Origin of the sequence: Pseudomonas sp. W2I6, from assembly GCF_030815935.1 — a bacterium.
GTDB lineage: Bacteria > Pseudomonadota > Gammaproteobacteria > Pseudomonadales > Pseudomonadaceae > Aquipseudomonas.
In genome coordinates this window covers 6,029,610-6,052,060 of sequence record NZ_JAUSXJ010000001.1, presented here as the reverse complement: position 1 = coordinate 6,052,060, position 22,451 = coordinate 6,029,610, and the positions used below count along the sequence as shown (strand labels likewise).

Genomic DNA, 22,451 nt, shown 5'->3' with positions numbered 1-22,451 from the left:
TGTCACGGATAAGGACGGATTACCGCGCCATCGATCAAAGGATTTGTTTCTGAATCCCCAGGCGTCACTCGCAGTACCTCTTCAAGTGTTGTCAGTCCTGCCATTACCTTGCGCATACCGGCGGACCGCAAGCTGCACATTCCCTGGTCAAGGGCCGCCAGACGCAGGGCCTGGAGGTCGGTGCCCGGGCTGACCAGGGCCTTGAGGCGATCGTTCATCAGCATGATCTCGTAGACCCCGGCTCGACCCCGATAGCCACTTTCCCGGCACTCGCCGCAACCCACTGCCTGATGGACCTGCCCGGCTTGCCGCTTGCAGTGCGGGCACAACAGCCTGACCAGGCGCTGGGCCATCACCCCCAGCAGCGTGGCATTGATCAGGTAATGGGGAATGCCCAGTTCCAGCAAGCGGCTGATGGCGCCGGGCGCATCGTTGGTGTGCAACGTCGACAGCACCAGATGCCCGGTCAGGGCGGCCTGGATCGCCATTTCTGCGGTTTCCAGGTCGCGAATCTCGCCGATCATGATGATGTCCGGGTCCTGGCGCATCAGGGCGCGGATGCCGCTGGCGAAGGTCAGGTCGATGTTGTGCTGCACCTGCATCTGGTTGAAGGCCGGCTCCACCATCTCGATCGGGTCTTCGACGGTGCACAGGTTGACCTCGCGAGTGGCCAATTGCTTGAGCGTGGTGTACAGCGTGCTGGTCTTGCCGGAACCGGTAGGGCCGGTGACCAGGATGATGCCGTTGGCCTGGCCGGTCATGGATTGCCAGCGTTGCAGGTCGTCGTTGGAAAGTCCCAGTTGCTGGAAATCCTTGTGCAGCACCTGCGGGTCAAAAATTCGCATCACCAGCTTTTCGCCGAAGGCTATGGGCAAGGTCGACAGGCGCAGTTCCACTTCCCCGCCCGTGGGGCTTTTGGTCTTCACCCGGCCGTCCTGGGGTTTGCGTTTTTCCGCCACGTTCATCCGGCCCAGGCTTTTCAGGCGGCTGACCACCGCCATCGTCACCTGGGATGGGAATTGATAGACATCATGCAGCAGCCCGTCGATGCGAAAACGCACGCGCCCCTGATCGCGTCCGGGTTCGAGATGGATATCACTGGCCCGCTGGCCAAAGGCGTACTGCAACAGCCAGTCGACGATGTTGACGATGTGCGCGTCGTTGGCGTCGGGCTCCTGGTCGTTGGCGCCGAGATTGAGCAGTTGTTCGATATTCGGCGCGCCGGAGGTTTTTTGATCAATGGCGCCGCTGACCGATTTCGCCAGTCGGTAAAACTCCACGGTGCAGCGCTGGATCTCCTGGGGATTGGCCAGCACCCGCTTGATAGAGCGCTTCAACACCTGAGCCAGGCCGGCTTCCCAACTGCTCACGAAAGGCTGGGCGCTGGCGACGGTAACGCTGTGGGCGTCGACCGCAACGGCCAGGATCTTGTGGCGCTGGGCAAAGGCATAGGACATCAGCGGCACCACCGCCGCGACGTCGATTTTCAACGGGTCGATACGCAGGTAGGGCTGGCCGCAGTGGCGGGCGAGCCATTCGGTCAGCATTTCCAGAGACGGCCCCTGGCGGGCAATGCATTCCAGGGGATGCAGCCCACTGTTCGCCGGTAGGGCCAGGTCGGCGGGCACCAGGCCCTGGTCGATCAGGGCAGGCAACAACTGATGGATTTCCAGCCAGCGATCCTGCGGATTTGGCGCAACGGACATGGTGACGTTCCTGGGCAACGATTAGGCGTAGTCCTCAGGCTAGTCACCCTTTGCGCTTCGGCCTCCGAGGTATATTGCAGGCTTTTACTGAGGGGCCGCCTGGACCGCCAGAGGCCGCGCAGCATCTGCCGGGCGCAGCTCCAGCGAGCACACACTGATCAGGTTACGAAGTTTTTCGCCGATCACCTGGGCCCGGTGCCAGCTCAGGCCATCCATCACGATATCGATCGCCAGCAGGTCGTCTTCACGCTGCACGCTCACCTGACGTGGCACCAGGAACTGCAGGGCAAAATAGTTGAGCACCCGGCACAACACGTCGGGTTCAGCCTCGGCGAGGATTTGATAGTGCGCCTGGCAGTGGGCATTGCTGACGGCCCAGGCGTCAACGCGTTGGGCGGGGTGGGAGGCTTCGACGATGTGCATGATGATTCTCCGGATTCGACTGGAGAAATTTTTGCATTCGTCGCGGGAGATTTCTTATCTAAAACAGCCTGTATTGGCTTATAAGAGAATCATGTAATTCTTTAAATCATGATTGATGGGTATTTTTATGCACGCTGAATTGGACGTGTACGACCGGCGCATTCTCGCGCTGTTGCAGGAAGACGCTTCGCTCTCCAGCGCGCAGATCGCCGAACAGGTCGGCCTGTCGCAGTCGCCGTGCTGGCGCCGGATTCAGCGGCTGAAAGAGGAGGGTGTGATTCGCGGCCAGGTCACCCTGCTGGATCGCAAGAAAATCGGCCTTAATACGCAGATTTTTGCCGAGGTAAAACTCAACGCCCACGGCCGTTCCAACTTCACCGAGTTCACCGAGGCGATTCGCGGTTTTCCGCAAGTGCTGGAATGTTATGTGCTAATGGGGGCGGTGGACTTTCTACTGCGGATCGTCACGTCGGACATTGAAGCGTATGAGCGGTTTTTCTTTGAGAAGCTGTCGATGGTGCCGGGGATTCAGGAGGTCAACTCGATAGTGGCCTTGTCGGAGATCAAGTCCACCACGAGTTTGCCGGTGTTGCGCTGATAGTTGCCATGGCCTGACTTGAGTGGCGAGAGAGCAAGCTCCCTCGCCACAAGGGTTTTACAGGCGCAGCAGGGTTTTCCAAGCGCGATTCTGATACACCGCAATCGCCTGATGCATCCGCGCATCCAGCGACTCATCGGTGATCGGCTGGTTGGCCAGGTGCGCCAGCTTGTTCAGCTCGCCATACAAACGGTCCAGCTCGGCGATATCCAGCACCTGGCGTGCATGGTGCAGCCAGGCCAGGATGCGTTCGATACGCGGCAGTTGCTCGGCCAGGTCTTCCGGCTGTTGCTGGTAGCGCGGCAGTTGCAGGGCAACGGCGTCATCGGCCAGCAGGCGCGGCAGCCAGTTGGCCAGCTGTGCAGCGCCCTGGCGATTGCCACGCACGTTGCGATCCGCGGCCCAGGTGCGGGCCAGCAGCCAGCGGGAAGTGGTCAGGGAGAACAAACCCCAGCGCACGTCTTCCAGTTCTTCGGCGAACTGCTCCGGCGCGGCCTTGCGGATGTCTTCATCGTCGTCACCGGCCTGGACCAGCGGACGCCAGTCTTCCAGCAAGGCGTCCAGTGCGGCGCGCAATTCGCTGGTGGACTGACGCGGTGCGGCCTGGCCGAGGCTGCCGAGCAGGGCCCGCAGTTCGCCGAGGTTTTCCACCCAGTCCTGCAGCAGGCGCCAGTGGCCGTTGAAACGGTATTGCTCGGCCAGGCGCTGGCTGCTGCCCAACAGATGCCACATGACGGCAGCAAATGCGTCGTCCAGCGGCATTTCGGCGTGCAGCAGCGGTGCCGGCAGGCTCAGGGAGTAGCTGTTGGCGTCGAACAGGCGATAGCCACGCTCGGCCTTGCTGATATCGCACGGCATCAGCGCCAGGGTCGCGGCCAGTTCAGCGGCCAGTTCCAGCAGGGCGGCCGGGTCGCCTTCGCGCAGTTCCAGTTCCAGCTCGCAGATTTCTTCTTTCTGCTTGCCGGCAACCACGTGGCCCAGGTCCAGGGCGGCTTCGATCACCACCTTGGCCTTGCCGCGGCCCCAGGCGATTTCAGCGCGTTCGCGGACGAAATCGGTGGTGAAGATCGGCTTGAGGGTCTTTTTGTCCAGCTCGGCCAGTTGCTCGGGCCAGCATTCGCCGTCGAGTTTCTTCACGTCGAGCTTGGCTTTGGCCAGGTCCCAGTTGTACTCATTGCGTTCCGACAAGCCGGCGACGCTCTGGCCACGGGTCTTGAGGGTCTGGATCACTTCGTCGCCGTCTTTGCGCAGGCGCAGGGCCACTTTGGCCTGGGCCAGGTCGCGTTCCGGGGTGTCGAAGTACTGGTTCATCAACTCACGGCGTTCCCAGCCACTTTTGTTGCGTTTTTTCAGTAACGGGTGCTCACGCAGCGCGGCGAGGGTTTCGCGGCTGACACGGAGCTTGATTTCGGTTTCTTTCTGCATGGCCGGAAAATCCAGGATCGGGAGCGCAGCCGGGGAAAAGAGTGGCTGCCAAGGTCGTGCAGTGTACAGGACTGAGCCCGGCAACGTGCCGCAACGGTTTATTGTGTCACTCAGATAGCTCTATGATGGGGTTCGTCCGGGAAGTTGAGAGACAGCGCATGCCTTTACCGTCCATGAAAGAACAATTCGCCGCGCTGATTGCCGCGCCTTCGGTCAGTTGTACCCAGGCCTCTCTCGACCAATCCAACCGCCCGGTCATCGATTTGCTCGCCACCTGGCTGGCAGACCTGGGCTTTGCCTGCGACATCCAGCAGGTCAGCCCAGGCAAATTCAACCTGTTGGCCAGTTTTGGCACCGGCCCTGGCGGCCTGGTGCTGGCGGGCCACAGTGACACCGTGCCGTACGACGGCGCCCTATGGCAGACCGATCCGCTCAAGCTGACGGAAGTCGACGGCCGCTGGGTAGGACTGGGCAGCTGTGACATGAAGGGCTTTTTCGCCCTGGTGATCGAAGCCGTCCAGCCGTTGCTCGACCAGCCTTTCAAGCAGCCGCTGCTGATTCTTGCTACCTGCGATGAAGAAAGCTCCATGGCCGGTGCCCGTGCACTGGCCGAGGCGGGTCGTCCCTTGGGCCGTGCGGCGGTGATCGGTGAACCCACCGGCCTCAAACCCATCCGCCTGCACAAGGGCGTAATGATGGAGCGCATCGATATCCTCGGGCGCAGCGGCCATTCGTCGGACCCAAGCCTGGGCCACAGCGCCCTCGAAGCCATGCACGACGCCATTGGCGAACTGCGTGGCCTGCGCCTGGCCTGGCAGCGCGAATACCGCAATCCGCAGTTCAGCGTGCCGCAGCCGACCATGAACTTCGGCTGCATCCACGGTGGCGACAACCCCAACCGCATCTGCGGCCAATGCTCCCTGGAATTCGACCTGCGGCCCCTGCCGGGCATGGATCCCCAGGTGCTGCGCGCTGCCATCCGACAGAAGCTCGAACCCTTGGCCGAGCGCCATCAGGTGAAGATCGACTATGCGCCGCTGTTCCCCGAAGTGCCGCCCTTCGAGCAGGCCGAGGATGCAGAGTTGGTGCGGGTAGCTGAACGACTTACCGGTCATCGCGCCGAAGCAGTGGCGTTCGGCACCGAAGCGCCTTATCTTCAGCGCCTTGGTTGCGAGACCCTGGTGCTTGGCCCTGGCGATATCGCCTGCGCCCACCAGCCAGGCGAGTACCTTGAAATGTCACGCTTGACGCCTACAGTGCGTCTATTGCGTGAACTGATTCAACATTACTGCCTGACACCTGCATAAATTAACCCCTGCCCATCCGTACATAGAAGGAGAGCGAGCGTGTCGCCAAGCCTGTTTCCGACGATAACCAACAGCCCGCTGTGCGTTTTTGCGATTCATCCTTTTTTGGCTGCTTTTTATTACAGGCCCAGGTTTTTATGCCCGAATACGTCAATTGGCTTCGTCACGCTTCGCCTTACATCAATGCCCACCGGGATTGCACCTTTGTCGTCATGCTGCCGGGCGATGGTGTAGAGCACCCGAACTTCGGCAATATCGTCCACGACCTGGTGCTGCTCCACAGCCTGGGCGTGCGACTGGTGCTGGTCCACGGTTCGCGCCCGCAAATTGAAACCCGCCTCGCCGCCCGCGGCCTGACCCCGGCTTACCACGAAGGCTTGCGCATCACCGATGCCGCAACCCTGGAGTGTGTGATCGACGCGGTCGGCCATCTGCGTATCGCCATCGAAGCGCGGTTGTCGATGGACATGGCGTCCTCGCCGATGCAGGGCTCGCGCCTGCGGGTGGCCAGCGGCAACCTGGTGACGGCGCGCCCGATCGGTGTACTTGAAGGCGTCGACTATCACCACACCGGCGAAGTGCGCCGGGTCGACCGCAAGGGCATCAACCGCCTGCTGGACGAGCGCTCCATCGTGCTGCTGTCGCCGCTGGGCTACTCGCCTACCGGCGAAATCTTCAACCTCGCCTGTGAAGACGTCGCCACCCGCGCGGCCATCGACCTGGGCGCGGACAAGTTGCTGCTGTTCGGTGCCGATCTCGGCCTGATCGACGAGCACGGCCGCCTGGTGCGTGAATTGCGGCCGCAACAGGTGCCCGCGCACCTGCAACGCCTGGGCAACAACTACCAGGCCGAATTGCTGGACGCGGCCGCCGAGGCTTGCCGGGGCGGCGTAGGCCGCAGCCACATTGTCAGTTATGCCGAAGACGGCGCCTTGCTGACCGAGCTGTTCACCCGGGATGGCGGCGGTACGCTGGTGGCCCAGGAGCAGTTTGAACTGGTGCGCGAAGCGGCGATTGAAGACGTCGGCGGGTTGCTGGACCTGATCAGCCCGCTGGAAAGAGCAGGGGATTCTGGTGCGTCGTTCCCGGGAAGTGCTGGAGCGGGAAATCGAGCAGTTCAGCGTGGTGGAACGTGAAGGCATGATCATCGCCTGTGCGGCGCTGTATCAGATCGCCGACTCCGACGCAGGGGAGCTGGCGTGCCTGGCCGTGAACCCGGAGTACCGCCATGGCGGTCGCGGTGACGAACTGCTGGAGCGCATCGAGACCCGTGCCCGGGCCCAGGGTTTGAAGACGCTCTTCGTGCTGACGACCCGTACCGCCCACTGGTTCCGCGAACGTGGTTTTGTGCCGAGCACGGTGGATCGCCTGCCGTCGGCGCGGGCGTCGTTATACAACTATCAGCGTAATTCGAAGATTTTCGAAAAGGCGTTGTAAGCCTGAAGGGGCGAGGGGGCAATCCTCTCGCCTGTCACTTTGGCAAGTCATGCTCCTCGGCGGATGCATCGGCCCTGAACACAGGGTTTGCCAATTTATACATATAACTGACATCAAAGTGACATTATCACCGGGTACGGTGAGGTGGATTGTTGGGACGGCAGAAAAGTTTCATCGATACAAAAACTGTAACAAATTGACGGAATGATGTGCGTTTGGCCATGATGGCGTCGCGTTTTTGATCGTGAGTGACGTATGACCCCGTTTGGTCAACACAAAACGATCTAAAAAAGCGCAAAGACATACTCTTTCGGAAAACGCTTATGGAGCGGCATCGCCTGTCGGCTTGACCGTCCCATGGAAAGCGTTATTCCTGAATGGTATGAAAAAGGACGAAACAATTCTTTTTGGGTGTATGAAAAACTCATTACCCTGCAAGGACCAAATTAACTGCGGTTAGACGAAAGTAGTAGACACACAAGGTTACGATTGACTTGTCAGTCACTATCCGGTGCTAATCGCGCATCTGTGGATCGAGGGCGTCAGACCCGAGACCTAAGAAATACAAAAATTAGAAATGAGAGGAGCGGTACATGAAGAAGTCAACATTGGCGTTGGCCGTAGCTTTGGGGGCAATCGCCCAACAAGCAGGCGCCGCTGGTTTTATCGATGACAGCAAGATCACGCTGGGCGTACGTAACTTTTACATCAACACCGACAACCGCGATCTGAAGCCATCGGCTACCTCGAACACCCGCAGCAAAAACGCTGAATGGGGTCAGGGTTTCGACCTGCGTTTCATCTCGGGTTTTACCCAAGGTACTGTGGGCTTCGGTCTTGACGCCATCGGCCTGTACGGCGTGCGTCTGGATTCCAGCCGCGCTGATCACGGCAACTACACTGGTACTGCTTCCGGCGGCACCGTGTTCCCAAGTGATGGCAACAAGGCCGTTCACGATTTCGCCAGCCTGGGCGTGACCGGTAAGGTCAAGATCTCCCAAACCGTGCTGAAGATCGGTACCTTGCAGCCGAACAACCCGGTGATCAAGACCAACGACGGTCGTCTGTTGCCACAAACCTTCCAGGGCGGCGAGATCTCTTCGAACGAGTTCAAGGACCTGACCCTGACTGCTGGTCAGATCGAGCACTCCAAAGGCCGTAACTCCAGCAACAATGAAGGTCTGTCCCTGGCCGGTGCCAACGGCAGCTCGAACTACGACGCTGGTAACTTCGTCAACAAGTTCTACTACGCCGGTGCTGACTACAAAATCAACAAAGACCTGACCGCTTCGTACTACTTCGGCGAGCTGAAGGATTTCTACTCTCAGAACTTCCTGGGCCTGGTCCACAACTGGGCGATCGGTCCTGGCGTCCTGAAAAGTGACCTGCGCTACTACCGCAGCCGTGACAACGGTGCCAACGGTGATACTGCCGGTTACTACACCTCCGGCTACTACTCGGATCATCCGACCAACGCCACCAAGGTCAAAGGTAAGGTCGACAACGACCTGTACAGCTACCTGGCGCTGTACTCGGTTGCCGGTCACACCTTCGGTGCTGGCTACCAGTACACCAAGGGCGACAGCGACTTCCCTTGGCTGAACCAAGGTGACGGCTCGTCTAACAGCACCATCACCGACATGCAAATCCAGAAGTTTGCCCGTGCTGGCGAACGTACCTGGCAAGCTCGCTACGCCTATGACTTCGCCAAGATCGGCGTACCTGGCCTGACTGCCGGTGTGGTTTACCTCAAAGGTAGCAACATCGACACTACCGTCGGCGAGCGTAACGAGTGGGAACGCGACCTGACCCTGGCTTACGTTGTTCCAGAAGGTCCGCTGAAAAACCTGGGCGTTGCCTGGAAAAACGCGATGTGGCGTACCGACCTGGCGAACACCCGTTCCCAGGACGAAAACCGCGTAATCCTCAGCTACACCTACGCGTTCAAGTAAGAGCGTAAAACCTTGCCCGGCGCAATGCCGGGCAGGGTGCTTTACTTTTCAAGCCGGGCTCAACCCCCGCAAGCCCGTCCTGAACCCCTCTTTGTACAGCGTCTCAAGGCCTTCTCGAACCTTGAAGCGGATGTTGATCCACGCCCGTTGCCAAGTCCAATGAACAGATTTTTAATATTCCTTTATCGTCTAGATAAATCGATATTTATTCTTTTTAAATAATCCGCGACACAGGCACAGTGGGCTCCATAAGCACTCATCAGGAGCCACACCATGAGCCTCAGACTGGGCGACATCGCCCCCGACTTTGAACAGGATTCCAGCGCCGGCAAGATTCGCTTCCACGAGTGGCTGGGCGATAGCTGGGGCGTGCTGTTTTCCCACCCGGCGGACTTCACCCCGGTGTGCACCACCGAGCTGGGTTTCACCGCCAAGCTCAAGGATGAATTCGCCAAGCGGGGCGTCAAGGCCATTGCGCTGTCGGTGGACCCGGTGGACTCCCACCACAAGTGGATCGAAGACATCAACGAAACCCAGCACACCATCGTCAACTTCCCGATCCTGGCCGACGCTGACCGCAAGGTCTCCGACCTGTACGACCTGATCCACCCGAATGCCAGTGACACCCTTACCGTGCGTTCGCTGTTCGTGATTGATCCGAACAAAAAGATTCGCCTGACCATCACCTACCCGGCCAGCACCGGGCGCAACTTCCACGAAATCCTGCGGGTGATCGACTCGCTGCAACTGACCGACAACCACAAAGTCGCGACCCCGGCCAACTGGCAGGACGGTGACGAAGTGGTGATCGTGCCGTCGCTCAAGGACGAGGAAGAGATCAAGAAACGCTTTCCGAAGGGTTACCGGGCGGTGAAGCCGTACCTGCGGCTCACCCCTCAACCGAATCGTTAAGGCTGATATCGCCATCGCGGGCAAGCCCGCTCCCACAGTTGACCGCATTCCCCTGTGGGAGCGGGCTTGCCCGCGATAGCGGCCTGACAGCAACAGAGAGTTCAAGTTGTAAACCGTCTCACATAGCAGGGGTTTTAAGGCCGTTTCGACGGCCTTTTTTTATGCCTGCGATTTAGTCGGCAGCATATGCATTTAAAGAATAAACAAATGAAAAAATAAGATTTATAGATATATAAATTGGCTGATATGGTCTGTCCCATCTTGGCGCCATCGCCACATAGCGAACCGCCGACACTTTCCAAAGGAATTTCCTACATGCTGGTCGTAACACTTGGTGGTAGCCCCAGCCAACGTTCCCGGTCCGGGGTCTTGCTGGATCACACCCGCAACTGGTTGCAGCAACAAGGCGTGGAAGTGGTGAGTTATCAGATACGGGACTTCCCGGCCGAAGACTTGCTGCACGCGCGGTTCGATAGCCCGAAAATCATCGACCTGTTGCAGCAAGTGGCGAACGCCGATGGCCTGGTGATCGCCACGCCGGTGTACAAGGCTTCGTTTTCCGGCGCGCTGAAAACCATCCTCGACTTGCTGCCTGAACGCGCCCTGGCCCACAAAATAGTGTTGCCGATGGCCACCGGCGGCAGCATCGCCCACATGCTCGCGGTGGACTACGCGCTGAAGCCGGTGCTGTCGGCATTGAAAGCCCAGGAATTGCTCCACGGGATTTTCGCCGAAGACAGCCAGATCGCCTACGGCGAAGGCAGCGCCCAGGCGCAACTGGTGCCGGTGCTGGAACAACGCTTGAGCGAGGCTTTGGAGACGTTCTACAGCGCCATGGCCCGCCGCCCGAAACCCCTTGACCCCAATGTGTTGAATGAACGTTTGTTGAGTGCTCGCTGGAGCATTTAAGCCTTACCCAGCTTTACCTGAATTCGACAAGTACTACTCACCTTACTCAGCCGCCAACGGCCAAGCAGGTGCAGCCAACCCCCTAATCGTATATTTGGAGAGAGCGCCATGCGCACTGTCATCTTGCGTCGTGGTCTGGTCGCACTGTTTGCTGCGGCTGTGTCCTTCGGTGCCATTGTTCAAGCCCAGGCCGCCGAAACCTTGCGGATCGGCTATCAGAAATACGGCACCCTGGTGCTGCTCAAGGCCAAGGGTTCGCTGGAAAAGCGCCTGGCCGAGCAGGGCGTGCAAGTGCAGTGGACCGAGTTTCCCGGCGGCCCGCAGCTGCTGGAAGGATTGAACGTAGGCTCCATCGACTTCGGCGTGACGGGTGAAACCCCGCCAGTGTTCGCCCAGGCTGCCGGTGCCGATCTGCTCTACGTCGCCTATGAACCGCCGGCGCCTACCAGCGAAGCGATCCTGGTACCGAAAGACTCGCCGATCAAATCGGTGCAAGACCTCAAGGGCAAGAAAGTCGTCCTCAATAAAGGCTCCAACGTGCATTACCTGCTGGTACGTGCCCTGGAAGATGCCGGCCTGAAATACACCGACGTGCAGACCGTGTTCCTGCCGCCCGCCGATGCCCGCGCCGCGTTCGAGCGTGGCAGCGTCGATGCCTGGGTGATCTGGGACCCGTACCAGGCAGCCGCCGAGAAGCAACTGCAAGCCCGCACCCTGCGTGACGGCACCGGCATTGCCGACAACCATCAGTTCTACCTGGCCACCAAGCCGTACGCCGAAAAACACCCTGAAGTGATCAAGACGCTGGTGGAAGAAGTCCGCGCCGTGGGCGAATGGTCCAAGGCCAACCCGGAACAAGTCACCGAACAAGTTGCTCCGCTGCTGGGCCTGCCGGCTGACATCACCCTGACCTCGGTAAAACGCCAGGGCTACGGTGCGCAGTTCCTGACGCCTGAAGTGATCGCGGCGCAGCAGAAAATCGCCGACAGCTTCTACCAACTCAAATTGATCCCCAAACCCTTGAGCATCAAGGACGTGATCTGGACACCACCTGCCGCCGTTGCCAAAGCGCCGTAATCCGACTTCTTCAGGAGACAACTCCATGAGCCTCAATATTTTCTGGTTTCTGCCTACCCACGGCGACGGCCATTACCTTGGCACCGCCGAAGGCGCTCGCGCCGTAGACCACGGTTACTTGCAGCAAGTGGCCCAGGCGGCCGACCGCCTTGGCTTCGGCGGGGTACTGATCCCCACCGGCCGCTCCTGCGAGGATTCGTGGCTGGTGGCGGCGTCGCTGATCCCGGTGACCCAACGCTTGAAATTCCTTGTCGCGCTGCGCCCCGGGATCATTTCCCCGACGGTGGCTGCGCGTCAGGCCGCGACCCTGGATCGTCTGTCCGGCGGCCGCGCGTTGTTCAACCTGGTGACCGGTGGAGACCCGGATGAATTGGCCGGCGACGGTTTGTTCCTGAGCCATGAAGAGCGTTACCAGGCGTCGGTGGAGTTCACCCGCATCTGGCGCCGCGTACTGGAAGGCGAGACCGTCGATTACGACGGCCAGCACATCAGCGTCAAAGGCGCCAAGTTGCTCTATCCGCCGATCCAGCAACCGCGCCCGCCGCTGTATTTCGGTGGCTCCTCCGAAGCGGCCCAGGGCCTGGCAGCCGAACAAGTGGAAATGGTCCTGACCTGGGGCGAGCCTCCGGCTGCGGTGGCGGAAAAGATTGCACAGGTTCGCGCCAAGGCCGCCAAGCTCGGACGTACTCTGCGCTTCGGCATTCGCCTGCATGTGATCGTGCGTGAAACCAACGCCGAAGCCTGGCAGGCCGCCGACAAACTGATCTCCCATGTGGACGATGAAACCATCGCCCGCGCCCAGGCGTCGTTGTCGCGCTTTGATTCCGTAGGCCAGCAACGCATGGCCGCCTTGCACGGCGGCAGCCGCGACAACCTGGAAGTCAGCCCCAACCTGTGGGCGGGCGTAGGCCTGGTACGCGGTGGCGCCGGCACGGCACTGGTGGGCGATGGCCCGACCGTGGCCGCGCGGGTGAAGGAATACGCGGACCTCGGTATCGACACCTTTATCTTCTCCGGGTACCCACACCTGGAAGAGTCGTATCGCGTAGCGGAGTTGCTGTTCCCGCATCTGGACATCGAGCGTCCCGAGTTGCCGAAAGGCGCCGGCTACGTCAGCCCGTTCGGCGAAATGGTCGCCAACGACATTCTTCCCAAAGCTGCGTCCCAGAGCTGAGGCGCCGCCATGAACCTTGAAAAGTTAAGTCATCGATTGGCGCCCTGGGCGCTGCCGATCCTGTTGCTGGCGGTATGGCAGCTGTCCGTCTCGGCCGGCTGGTTGTCGACGCGCATTCTGCCGGCACCCAGCGCGGTGATCGAAGCGGGTGTCAGCCTGGTGCGCAGCGGCGAAATCTGGACCCACCTGGCCATCAGCGGCTGGCGTGCGGGCCTGGGCTTTGTGATCGGCGGCAGCATCGGCCTGACCCTGGGTTTTATTACCGGCCTGTCGACCTGGGGTGAACGCCTGCTGGACAGCTCGGTGCAGATGATCCGCAACGTGCCGCACCTGGCGCTGATCCCGCTGGTGATCCTGTGGTTCGGCATCGACGAGACGGCGAAGATATTCCTGGTCGCCCTCGGCACACTGTTCCCGATCTATCTCAATACTTACCACGGCATCCGCAACGTCGACCCGGCGCTGGTGGAAATGGCCCGCAGTTATGGCCTGTCCGGTTTCAGCCTGTTTCGCCAAGTGATTTTGCCGGGCGCCTTGCCTTCGATTCTGGTGGGCGTGCGCTTCGCGCTGGGCTTTATGTGGCTGACGTTGATCGTCGCGGAAACCATCTCCGCCAGTTCCGGTATCGGCTACCTGGCGATGAACGCCCGGGAATTCCTGCAGACCGACGTGGTGGTTCTGGCGATCGTGCTTTACGCGGTCCTCGGCAAGCTGGCAGACCTGGCGGCGCGGGGCCTGGAGCGAGTCTGGCTGCGCTGGCACCCGGCTTATCAAGTGAATAAAGGAGGTGCGGCATGACCGCTCAACAACCTCCACGCCTGCTGCGGGGCATTCCCCTGGCAGTGCGCAAGTTGCGCAAGGCTTTCGGCGCGCGGGAAGTGCTGAAGGAAATCGACCTGCATATTCCCGCCGGTCAATTCGTGGCGGTCGTGGGCCGCAGTGGCTGCGGCAAAAGTACCTTGCTGCGCCTGCTGGCCGGGCTGGACAAAGCCAGCGGCGGCGAACTGCTCGCCGGCTCCGCGCCGCTGAGCGAAGCGATTGAAGACACGCGGTTGATGTTCCAGGAAGCGCGCCTGCTGCCGTGGAAAAAGATCATCGACAACGTGGGCCTTGGCCTCAAGGGCAACTGGCGCCCGCAGGCACTGGAAGCGCTGGAAGCGGTCGGCCTGGCCGAGCGCGCCAATGAGTGGCCGGCGGCGTTGTCCGGTGGCCAGAAGCAGCGCGTGGCCCTGGCCCGCGCCCTGATCCACCAACCGCGCCTGTTGCTGCTGGACGAACCGCTGGGGGCGCTGGATGCCCTGACCCGGATCGAGATGCAGCAACTGATCGAGAACCTCTGGCAGAAGCACGGCTTCACCGTGTTGCTGGTGACCCACGACGTCAGCGAAGCCGTGGCCATTGCCGACCGGGTGATTTTGATCGAAGACGGCGAAATCGGCCTCGACCTGCACGTGGAACTCCCACGTCCGCGGGTGCGTGGCTCCCACCGCCTGGCGGCGCTGGAAACCGAAGTGCTTAACCGTGTGTTGTCGCTGCCCGGCACCCCGCCGGAACCCGAACCTGTTTCACCGCTGCCTACGCAATTGCGTTGGGCTCAATAACTCACTTGTCTTACACAGGAAGAACGACCATGACTATCAAAGCCATCAACGTGCGTAACCAGTTCAAAGGCACCATCAAGGAAATCGTCGAAGGCGACGTGCTGTCGGAAATCGACGTACAGACCGCGTCCGGTATCGTCACTTCCGTGATCACCACCCGCTCGGTGAAAGAGCTGGAACTGGTGATCGGCAGTGAAGTGATTGCCTTCGTGAAATCCACCGAGGTGTCGATCGCCAAGTTGTGATTGGCGTTCTTGAAACCGCCATCGCAGGCAAGCCAGCTCCCACATTTTGATCTGTGAACGCAGTCAAATGTGGGAGCTGGCTTGCCTGCGATAAGGCCTTTGTGGGCAACACATCAATCAGGCAGTGACCACCCGCTTGGGCAAGAACGCCGGCAAGTAGAGCCCCACATACGCATCAAACACCCGCATGCCTTCCTCGGCCATGCGCGGGGTGATTTGCCCATGCTGATGCACCGAGCGCGCGTAGACGCGGTCGCTCAGTTCCAGGGCCAGGGCAAACACGTCGACATCGGCGGGCAGGCTCGGCACCTCAAAGTGCCGGTTGAACACCTCAAACATCAGGTTTCCCAGCTCCAGGTCGTGCTGGCGGTCGGCCTGTGTCACTTCGGTCAACCCGTGCTGGGCCAGGATCAATTGGCGGGCGGCGGCGTCGTTGCTGTAGATGCTGAGCATGCGCTGCTCCACCACGCAGGACAGGTCGCGCCAGTGCTTGAGTGAATCATGATCGATGGGCGCCTGAATGGCCGCGCGAAAGGCCGCATGAACGTCAGCGGTCAGCGCCTCCAGCAACGCCGGCACGCTGGCGAAGAAGTGATACACCGATGACGGTGGAATCTGCGCCCGCTCGGCCACGCTGTAGATCGACAGGCTGGCCACGCCTTCGGCGGCCAGCAAGGTGCGGGCGGCATCAAGGATCGCGTCGATCCGGGCCTGGCTGCGGGCGCGGGGTTTGCGAGGAGTGGCAGGGCGATTCATTGAAGTCTCCTACAGGGCAGCGGGCATTGTACGCAGAGCCACTGGATGATCCATACCCTGTGGCGAGGGAGCTTGCTCCCGCTGGACTGCGCAGCAGGCCCAAGACCTGCACCTCGGTTCCGCCTGAAAGAACCCGGTGTTCTTATTGGGGCCGCTTCGCAGCCCGGCGGGAGCAGGTTCCCTCGCCACAACAGCCATAAAAAAACGCCGTAGGCCAAAGGCCTGCGGCGTTCTTTTTAGCCCGGCAACCGCTTACACGGTATGCAGGTACCAGTTGTACTCAAGGTCGGAGATGGAGTGTTCGAACTCCTCCAGCTCACTTTCCTTACAGGCGACGAAGATATCGATGTATTTAGGATCGATGTACTTGGCCATCACCTCGCTGTCGTCCAACTCGCGCAGGGCATCACGCAGGTTGTTCGGCAGGCTCTGTTCGTTCTGCTCGTAGCTGTTGCCTTCCACCGGTGCGCCAGGCTCGATCTTGTTGGTCAGGCCGTGATGCACGCCCGCCAATACCGAAGCCATCAGCAGGTAAGGGTTGGCATCAGCCCCGGCCACACGGTGTTCGATACGTACGGCGTCGGACGAGCCGGTCGGTACGCGAATCGCCACGGTGCGGTTATCCAGGCCCCAGCACGGCGAGTTCGGCACGTAGAACTGTGCGCCGAAACGACGGTAGGAGTTGACGTTAGGGCACAGGAACGCCATTTGGGCGGGTAGGGTCTCCAGCACACCGCCGATCGCGTGACGCAATGCGGCGTTCTGCTCGGGATCCTCGCTGGCAAAGATGTTCTTGCCGTCCTTGTCCAGGATCGAAATGTGCACGTGTAGGCCGTTGCCTGCCTGGCCCGGGTAAGGCTTGGCCATGAAGGTGGTGTCCATCTCATGGTCGTAGGCGATGTTCTTGATCAAGCGCTTGAGCAGTACCGCGTAGTCGCAGGCCTTTATAGGGTCGGCAACGTGGTGCAGGTTCACTTCGAACTGCGCCGGGGCACTTTCCTTGACGATGGCGTCGGCAGGGATGCCTTGCTCTTTTGCACCTTCCAGAATGTCCTGGAGGCAGTCGACGTATTCGTCGAGGTCGTCGATCAGGTAGACCTGTGTCGAGTGCGGGCGTTTGCCGGAGATCGGCGAGCGGGGCGGTTGTGGCCGGCCATTCACGTTCTCCTGGTCAATCAGGTAGAACTCCAGCTCGAATGCGGCGCAGATGGTCAGACCGAGGTCGTCAAATTTGCTTACAACTTGGCGGAGTACTTCGCGAGGATCGGCGAAGAAAGGTTCACCTTCGAGTTCGTGCATGGTCATCAGCAGTTGCGCGGTTGGGCGCTTTTGCCAGGGTTCATTGCACAGGGTGTCGGGGATTGGATAACAGATTCGGTCAGCATCACCGATGTCCAGACCCAGGCCGGTGCTTTCCACCGTTGAGCCGTTGATATCCAGGGCAAATAGAGAGGCAGGCAGGTTAATGCCCTTCTCGTAAACCTTGTGGAGGCTGGTGCGTTCGATGCGCTTGCCGCGCACCACACCATTCATATCCGCAATTAGAAGGTCTACGTACAGAACCTCAGGATGATCCTTAAGGAACGCGTTCGCTTCGTTAAGCTGAACGGCACGCGGGGGTACCGACATGATGCAACACCTTTGTTGTTAAAAATATCAATCATTGATCTCTTCGGGTTTCAGTCAACCCGAACGGCATGCCGAAGTCAAGCGAGGCCTTTTTTGCCCTAAAAAAGCGCCGTGAGGGCTTTTTTGGGGCTTTTTGGGGCAATTTTTTGGGATTGGGGCTCTTGGAACCAGCACGTTTGAGCGGGCCGTGTTGTATTTTTTACGGGGGTGTTGTGTAAAAAAATGAACAAGGCTAAGCTCGATTCAAACCCATAACAGCAATAATACCGGGGTGCTTCATGTCTCGCCTGCCGTTAATCGGCGTCACCGCCTGCTCCAAACAGGTCGGTCTGCATGCTTATCACATCAGTGGCGACAAATACGTCCGTGCAGTGGCCACCGCTGCCAAGGGCTTGCCGTTGATTATTCCGTCCCTGGCGGATCTGCTCGACCCGGCCAATATTCTTGACGGCCTGGACGGCATTCTATTTACCGGATCACCTTCCAATATCGAACCCTTTCACTACGACGGTCCGGCCAGCGCGCCCGGGACTGCTCATGATTCTGCACGGGACCAAACCACCCTGCCGCTGCTGCGTGCAGCCATAGCGGCCGGCGTTCCGGTGCTGGGGATTTGCCGTGGCTTCCAGGAAATGAACGTGGCGTTTGGCGGCAGCCTGCACCAGAAGGTTCATGAAGTGCCGGGCATGATGGATCACCGCGAAGACGACACCCAGCCGCTGGACATCCAGTACGGCCCGGCACATCCGGTAACCATCTCCCCGAATGGGGTATTGGCAAGCCTGGGCTTGCCGTCGACGATCCAGGTCAACTCGATTCATTCACAGGGCATTGATCGCCTGGCGGCCGGTTTCCAGGTCGAGGCCACCGCGCCGGATGGCCTGATCGAAGGCTTTTCAGTGCCCGCGGGCAAGGCTTTTGCTTTAGGAGTGCAATGGCACCCCGAATGGCAGGTAAGCTCTAACCCGCACTACCTCGCAATCTTCCAGGCATTTGGCAATGCCTGTCGAAAGCGGGTGATGCAACGCGACGCGGATGCTGCGTCAACTTACGCCTGACCTTTAATGGATGTCAGGAAACACAGCCCAGAGGCATTTATGAGTAACAACCTCGACCAGCTCACCGATTGGTTGAAAGACCACAAGATCACAGAAGTCGAATGCATGATTGGCGACCTCACCGGCATCACCCGGGGCAAGATCTCGCCGACCAACAAGTTCATCGCCGAAAAAGGCATGCGCCTGCCCGAAAGCGTTCTGTTGCAGACCGTGACCGGCGACTATGTCGAAGACGACATCTATTACGAATTGCTCGACCCGGCCGACATCGACATGATCTGCCGCCCGGACGAGAACGCGGTGTACCTCGTGCCCTGGGCCATAGAGCCTACGGCCCAGGTGATCCACGACACCTACGACAAGCAAGGCAACCCGATCGAGCTGTCGCCGCGCAACGTGCTCAAGAAAGTCCTCAAGCTCTACGCCGACAAGGGCTGGCAGCCCATCGTGGCGCCGGAGATGGAGTTCTACCTGACCAAACGCTGCGAAGACCCGGACTTCCCGCTGCAACCGCCGATTGGCCGTTCCGGTCGCCCGGAGACTGGCCGCCAGTCCTTCTCTATAGAAGCGGCCAACGAATTCGACCCGTTGTTCGAAGACGTCTACGACTGGTGCGAATTGCAGGAACTGGACCTCGACACGCTGATCCACGAAGACGGCACGGCGCAGATGGAAATCAACTTCCGTCACGGCGACGCACTGTCCCTGGCCGACCAGATCCTGGTGTTCAAGCGCACCATGCGCGAAGCGGCGCTCAAGCACGACGTGGCAGCCACCTTCATGGCCAAGCCCATGACCGGCGAGCCCGGCAGCGCGATGCACCTGCACCAGAGCATCATCGATATCGCCACCGGCAAGAACGTGTTCTCCAATGAAGACGGGACCAAGAGCGAGCTGTTTTTGCACCACATCGGCGGCCTGCAGAAGTTCATCCCCGAGCTGTTGCCGCTGTTCGCCCCTAACGTCAACTCGTTCCGCCGCTTCCTGCCCGACACCTCGGCGCCGGTCAACGTGGAGTGGGGCGAAGAGAACCGCACCGTTGGCCTGCGGGTTCCGGACGCCGGCCCACAAAACCGTCGGGTGGAAAACCGCCTGCCCGGTGCCGACGCCAACCCGTACCTGGCGATTGCCGCCAGTCTGCTGTGTGGCTACATCGGCATGGTCGAAGGCATCAGCCCAAGCGCGCCGGTGGTGGGCCGTGGTTACGAGCGCCGCAACCTGCGCCTGCCGCTGACCATCGAAGACGCCCTGGAACGCATGGAAAACAGCAAGACCATCGAGAAATACCTGGGTCACAAATTCATCACAGGCTACGTCGCGGTCAAGCGGGCCGAGCATGAAAACTTCAAGCGCGTGATCAGTTCGTGGGAGCGGGAATTCCTGCTCTTCGCCGTCTGATGCGCCGGGCGCGCCCTTCAAACGGCGCGTCCTCACCTGAAACATCTAGGAGATTGGTATGTCCAGCAACAACCCGCAAACCCGTGAATGGCAAGCCTTGAGCAGCGATCACCACCTGGCGCCGTTCAGCGACTTCAAGCAATTGAAAGAGAAAGGCCCACGGATCATCACCAAAGCCCACGGCGTTTACCTGTGGGACAGCGAAGGCAACAAGATTCTCGACGGCATGGCCGGCCTGTGGTGCGTGGCGATCGGTTACGGTCGCGATGAACTGGCTGATGCGGCCGCCAAGCAGATGAAAGAGCTGCCTTACTACAACCTGTTCTTCCAGACCGCCCACCCGCCGGTGCTGGAACTGGCCAAAGCCATCTCCGATATCGCCCCACAAGGCATGAACCACGTGTTCTTCACCGGCTCCGGCTCCGAAGGCAACGACACCATGCTGCGTATGGTCCGCCACTACTGGGCGATCAAAGGCCAGCCGAACAAGAAAACCATCATCAGCCGCAAGAATGGCTACCACGGTTCAACCGTGGCCGGCGCCAGCCTGGGCGGCATGACTTATATGCATGAACAAGGCGACTTGCCGATCCCGGGCATCGTCCACATCGCCCAGCCTTACTGGTTCGGCGAAGGCGGCGACATGAGCCCGGAAGAATTCGGCGTGTGGGCGGCCAACCAGCTGGAAGAGAAGATCCTGGAACTGGGCGTGGACAACGTCGGTGCCTTTATAGCCGAGCCGATCCAGGGTGCCGGTGGCGTGATCGTGCCGCCAGACAGCTACTGGCCGCGCATCAAGGAAATCCTCGCCAAGTACGACATCCTGTTCGTGGCTGACGAAGTGATCTGTGGGTTTGGCCGCACCGGTGAGTGGTTCGGTAGCGATTTCTACGGCCTCAAGCCCGACATGATGACCATCGCCAAGGGCCTGACCTCCGGCTACATCCCGATGGGCGGCCTGATCGTGCGCGACGAAGTGGTCGCCGTGCTGAACGAAGGCGGTGATTTCAACCACGGCTTCACCTATTCCGGTCACCCGGTGGCGGCAGCGGTAGCCCTGGAAAACATCCGCATCATGCGCGATGAACAAATTGTTAAGCACGTGCACGACGAAACGGCACCCTATTTGCAAAAGCGTTTGAGGGAACTGGCTGATCACCCGCTGGTGGGTGAAGTTCGCGGTGTGGGCATGCTCGGTGCCATCGAACTGGTTCAGGACAAGGCAACGCGCAAGCGTTATGAAGGCCGTGGTGTTGGCATGATCTGCCGCACGTTCTGCTTCGAGAATGGCCTGATCATGCGCGCCGTGGGCGACACCATGATCATTTCGCCACCGCTGGTGATCAGCAAGGCCGAGATAGACGAGTTGGTGACCAAGGCGCGGCACTGCCTGGACCTGACTTTGGCGGCATTGCAGGGCTAAATGCTAGGCTCAGAACGCAGCGCCTGTCGGGCGCTGCCTCTGGGATGTTAGAAAAGCGGGGCATTGGTTGAAAGCCGGCCCCTGAACTTGCCAGACTGTCGCCCTGTTTTGTTGCCCCTTAGACGGGCTGCGAAACACGTTGTACTTAAAGAACGAACGTGGCCCAAAAAAGAAAAAATTGGAGCATGACCGAATGAAGGCATTAGGTTTGAAGAACGCTGGCAAGACCCTCCTGGCCTTGTCCCTGATGGGGGCCATGGCAGGCGCGGCACACGCCGACGATAAAGTGCTGCACGTTTATAACTGGTCCGACTACATCGCACCGGATACCATCGCGAACTTTGAAAAAGAGTCCGGGATCAAGGTGGTCTATGACGTGTTCGACTCCAACGAAACCCTGGAAGCCAAGTTGCTGGCAGGCAAGTCCGGCTACGACATTGTCGTGCCGTCGAACAACTTCCTCGCCAAGCAGATCAAGGCCGGTGTTTACCAGGAACTGGACAAGTCCAAGCTGTCGAACTACGACAACCTGAACAAGTCCCTGCTTAAAGCCGTGTCCATCAGCGACCCGGACAACAAGCACGCCTTCCCGTACATGTGGGGCTCGATCGGCATCGGCTACAACCCGGAGAAGGTCAAGGCCGCACTGGGCATCGACAAGATCGACTCGTGGGACACCATCCTCAAGCCGGAAAACCTCGCCAAGCTCAAAGGCTGCGGTGTGAGCTTCCTCGATTCGCCAACCGAAATGCTGCCAGTGGCACTGCATTACCTGGGCCTGCCGACCGACACCCAGAAGAAGGAAGACCTCAAGCAAGCCGAGGCCCTGTTCCTCAAGCTGCGTCCTTCGATCGGCTACTTTCACTCGTCCAAGTACATTTCCGACCTGGCCAACGGCAACATCTGCGTAGCCGTGGGTTATTCGGGTGACGTGCAACAGGCCAAGTCCCGCGCGGCTGAAGCCGGTGGCAAGGTCAAGGTTGCCTATGACATTCCGAAAGAAGGTGCCGGCAGCTTCTATGACATGGTCGCCATCCCTAAAGATGCCGAGAACGTCGACGCTGCCTACAAGTTCATGAACTACCTGCTGAAGCCGGAAGTCATGGCGGGCATTACCAACAGCGTACGTTTCCCGAACGGTAACGAGAAAGCTACCGCGTTGGTCGACAAAGACATCACCAGCGACCCAGGCATTTATCCGCCAGCGGACGTGCAAGCCAAGCTGTATGCCATTGCTGACTTGCCGGCTGCTACTCAGCGGGAAATGACCCGCAGCTGGACAAAAATCAAATCGGGCAAGTAAAGCCGCGTTGATACCTGTTTTGCTAACTGCCGCGATGCGCGCGGTGGTTAGCGAAACAATTAAATGACAGAAAGTTTTGCCGGATCGGTTTATCGAGGGTAAGTTGCGCGCCGGTTTT

19 protein-coding genes and 1 pseudogene are annotated in these 22,451 nt (G+C 59.8%); 15 read left to right on the top strand and 5 right to left on the bottom strand.

Annotated features, from left to right (window positions below; translation table 11 throughout):
- Positions 1 to 2: 2 nt before the first annotated feature.
- Positions 3 to 1,706 (bottom strand): GspE/PulE family protein, encoded by a 1,704-nt coding sequence (locus tag QF039_RS28030; RefSeq protein ID WP_177066860.1) that lies wholly within the window; start codon positions 1,704 to 1,706, stop codon positions 3 to 5.
- An 84-nt stretch (positions 1,707 to 1,790) separates the two neighbouring features.
- Positions 1,791 to 2,129 (bottom strand): hypothetical protein, encoded by a 339-nt coding sequence (locus tag QF039_RS28025; protein WP_307521785.1) that lies wholly within the window; start codon positions 2,127 to 2,129, stop codon positions 1,791 to 1,793.
- 127 nt (positions 2,130 to 2,256) lie between these two features.
- Between QF039_RS28025 and QF039_RS28020 the strand changes: the two genes are divergently transcribed.
- Entirely contained in the window at positions 2,257 to 2,727 is a 471-nt protein-coding gene (locus QF039_RS28020) for an Lrp/AsnC family transcriptional regulator (RefSeq protein ID WP_003213920.1), read from the top strand.
- A gap of 57 nt (positions 2,728 to 2,784) precedes the next feature.
- Here QF039_RS28020 and QF039_RS28015 read toward each other — a convergent pair whose 3' ends face one another.
- Positions 2,785 to 4,152 carry an inorganic triphosphatase gene (locus tag QF039_RS28015; protein ID WP_008438903.1) on the bottom strand — a complete coding sequence of 456 codons (1,368 nt, stop codon included), beginning with the start codon at positions 4,150 to 4,152 and terminating at the stop codon, positions 2,785 to 2,787.
- A gap of 158 nt (positions 4,153 to 4,310) precedes the next feature.
- Here QF039_RS28015 and argE point away from each other — a divergent pair, with 158 nt between their 5' ends.
- The 10 genes and pseudogenes from argE to QF039_RS27965 all read left to right on the top strand — a co-directional run bounded on the left by argE (position 4,311) and on the right by QF039_RS27965 (position 14,766).
- The gene (gene argE / locus QF039_RS28010) at positions 4,311 to 5,459 is read left to right on the top strand and encodes an acetylornithine deacetylase (protein WP_003213916.1); all 1,149 of its coding nucleotides are present in this window, start codon (positions 4,311 to 4,313) and stop codon (positions 5,457 to 5,459) included.
- Positions 5,460 to 5,596: 137 nt separating this feature from the next.
- Positions 5,597 to 6,896: pseudogene (gene argA / locus QF039_RS28005) on the top strand (amino-acid N-acetyltransferase).
- Positions 6,897 to 7,489: 593 nt separating this feature from the next.
- Positions 7,490 to 8,848, top strand: a complete 1,359-nt coding sequence (locus tag QF039_RS28000; protein WP_003213912.1) for an OprD family porin — start codon at positions 7,490 to 7,492, stop codon at positions 8,846 to 8,848.
- A 273-nt stretch (positions 8,849 to 9,121) separates the two neighbouring features.
- A complete protein-coding gene (locus QF039_RS27995; RefSeq protein ID WP_029533018.1) occupies positions 9,122 to 9,760 on the top strand; it encodes a peroxiredoxin in 639 nt (212 codons plus the stop codon).
- Between the two features lie 315 nt (positions 9,761 to 10,075).
- Positions 10,076 to 10,669 carry an NADPH-dependent FMN reductase gene (ssuE, locus tag QF039_RS27990; RefSeq protein ID WP_003213909.1) on the top strand — a complete coding sequence of 198 codons (594 nt, stop codon included), beginning with the start codon at positions 10,076 to 10,078 and terminating at the stop codon, positions 10,667 to 10,669.
- 108 nt (positions 10,670 to 10,777) lie between these two features.
- Complete coding sequence (locus QF039_RS27985; protein WP_003213907.1) at positions 10,778 to 11,746, top strand: sulfonate ABC transporter substrate-binding protein; 969 nt, start codon at positions 10,778 to 10,780, stop codon at positions 11,744 to 11,746.
- 25 nt (positions 11,747 to 11,771) lie between these two features.
- Positions 11,772 to 12,920: an FMNH2-dependent alkanesulfonate monooxygenase gene (gene ssuD, locus QF039_RS27980; protein ID WP_307521778.1), complete on the top strand. Its 1,149-nt coding sequence runs from the start codon at positions 11,772 to 11,774 to the stop codon at positions 12,918 to 12,920.
- A gap of 9 nt (positions 12,921 to 12,929) precedes the next feature.
- Positions 12,930 to 13,718 carry an aliphatic sulfonate ABC transporter permease SsuC gene (gene ssuC / locus QF039_RS27975; RefSeq protein ID WP_008438905.1) on the top strand — a complete coding sequence of 263 codons (789 nt, stop codon included), beginning with the start codon at positions 12,930 to 12,932 and terminating at the stop codon, positions 13,716 to 13,718.
- Positions 13,715 to 14,521 carry an aliphatic sulfonates ABC transporter ATP-binding protein gene (gene ssuB, locus QF039_RS27970; RefSeq protein WP_008438906.1) on the top strand — a complete coding sequence of 269 codons (807 nt, stop codon included), beginning with the start codon at positions 13,715 to 13,717 and terminating at the stop codon, positions 14,519 to 14,521. Before ssuC ends, ssuB begins: the two co-directional genes overlap by 4 nt.
- 29 nt (positions 14,522 to 14,550) lie before the next feature.
- Positions 14,551 to 14,766, top strand: coding sequence for a molybdopterin-binding protein (locus QF039_RS27965; protein WP_003213899.1), 216 nt, complete (start codon positions 14,551 to 14,553; stop codon positions 14,764 to 14,766).
- A 117-nt stretch (positions 14,767 to 14,883) separates the two neighbouring features.
- Here the strand turns inward: QF039_RS27965 and QF039_RS27960 are convergent, their stop codons facing one another.
- Both QF039_RS27960 and QF039_RS27955 read right to left on the bottom strand, forming a co-directional pair.
- Positions 14,884 to 15,522 carry a TetR/AcrR family transcriptional regulator gene (locus tag QF039_RS27960; protein ID WP_307521774.1) on the bottom strand — a complete coding sequence of 213 codons (639 nt, stop codon included), beginning with the start codon at positions 15,520 to 15,522 and terminating at the stop codon, positions 14,884 to 14,886.
- A 252-nt stretch (positions 15,523 to 15,774) separates the two neighbouring features.
- Complete coding sequence (locus tag QF039_RS27955; protein WP_003213894.1) at positions 15,775 to 17,151, bottom strand: glutamine synthetase family protein; 1,377 nt, start codon at positions 17,149 to 17,151, stop codon at positions 15,775 to 15,777.
- 278 nt (positions 17,152 to 17,429) lie between these two features.
- Between QF039_RS27955 and QF039_RS27950 the strand changes: the two genes are divergently transcribed.
- The 4 genes from QF039_RS27950 (at position 17,430) to QF039_RS27935 (ending at position 22,333) form a co-directional block, all read left to right on the top strand.
- Entirely contained in the window at positions 17,430 to 18,209 is a 780-nt protein-coding gene (locus QF039_RS27950) for a gamma-glutamyl-gamma-aminobutyrate hydrolase family protein (RefSeq protein ID WP_003213893.1), read from the top strand.
- Positions 18,210 to 18,248: 39 nt separating this feature from the next.
- The gene (locus QF039_RS27945) at positions 18,249 to 19,607 is read left to right on the top strand and encodes a glutamine synthetase family protein (RefSeq protein WP_003213891.1); all 1,359 of its coding nucleotides are present in this window, start codon (positions 18,249 to 18,251) and stop codon (positions 19,605 to 19,607) included.
- Positions 19,608 to 19,665: 58 nt separating this feature from the next.
- A complete protein-coding gene (locus tag QF039_RS27940; RefSeq protein ID WP_003213889.1) occupies positions 19,666 to 21,030 on the top strand; it encodes an aspartate aminotransferase family protein in 1,365 nt (454 codons plus the stop codon).
- Positions 21,031 to 21,238: 208 nt separating this feature from the next.
- Positions 21,239 to 22,333: a polyamine ABC transporter substrate-binding protein gene (locus QF039_RS27935; RefSeq protein WP_003213887.1), complete on the top strand. Its 1,095-nt coding sequence runs from the start codon at positions 21,239 to 21,241 to the stop codon at positions 22,331 to 22,333.
- Positions 22,334 to 22,451 lie beyond the last annotated feature (118 nt).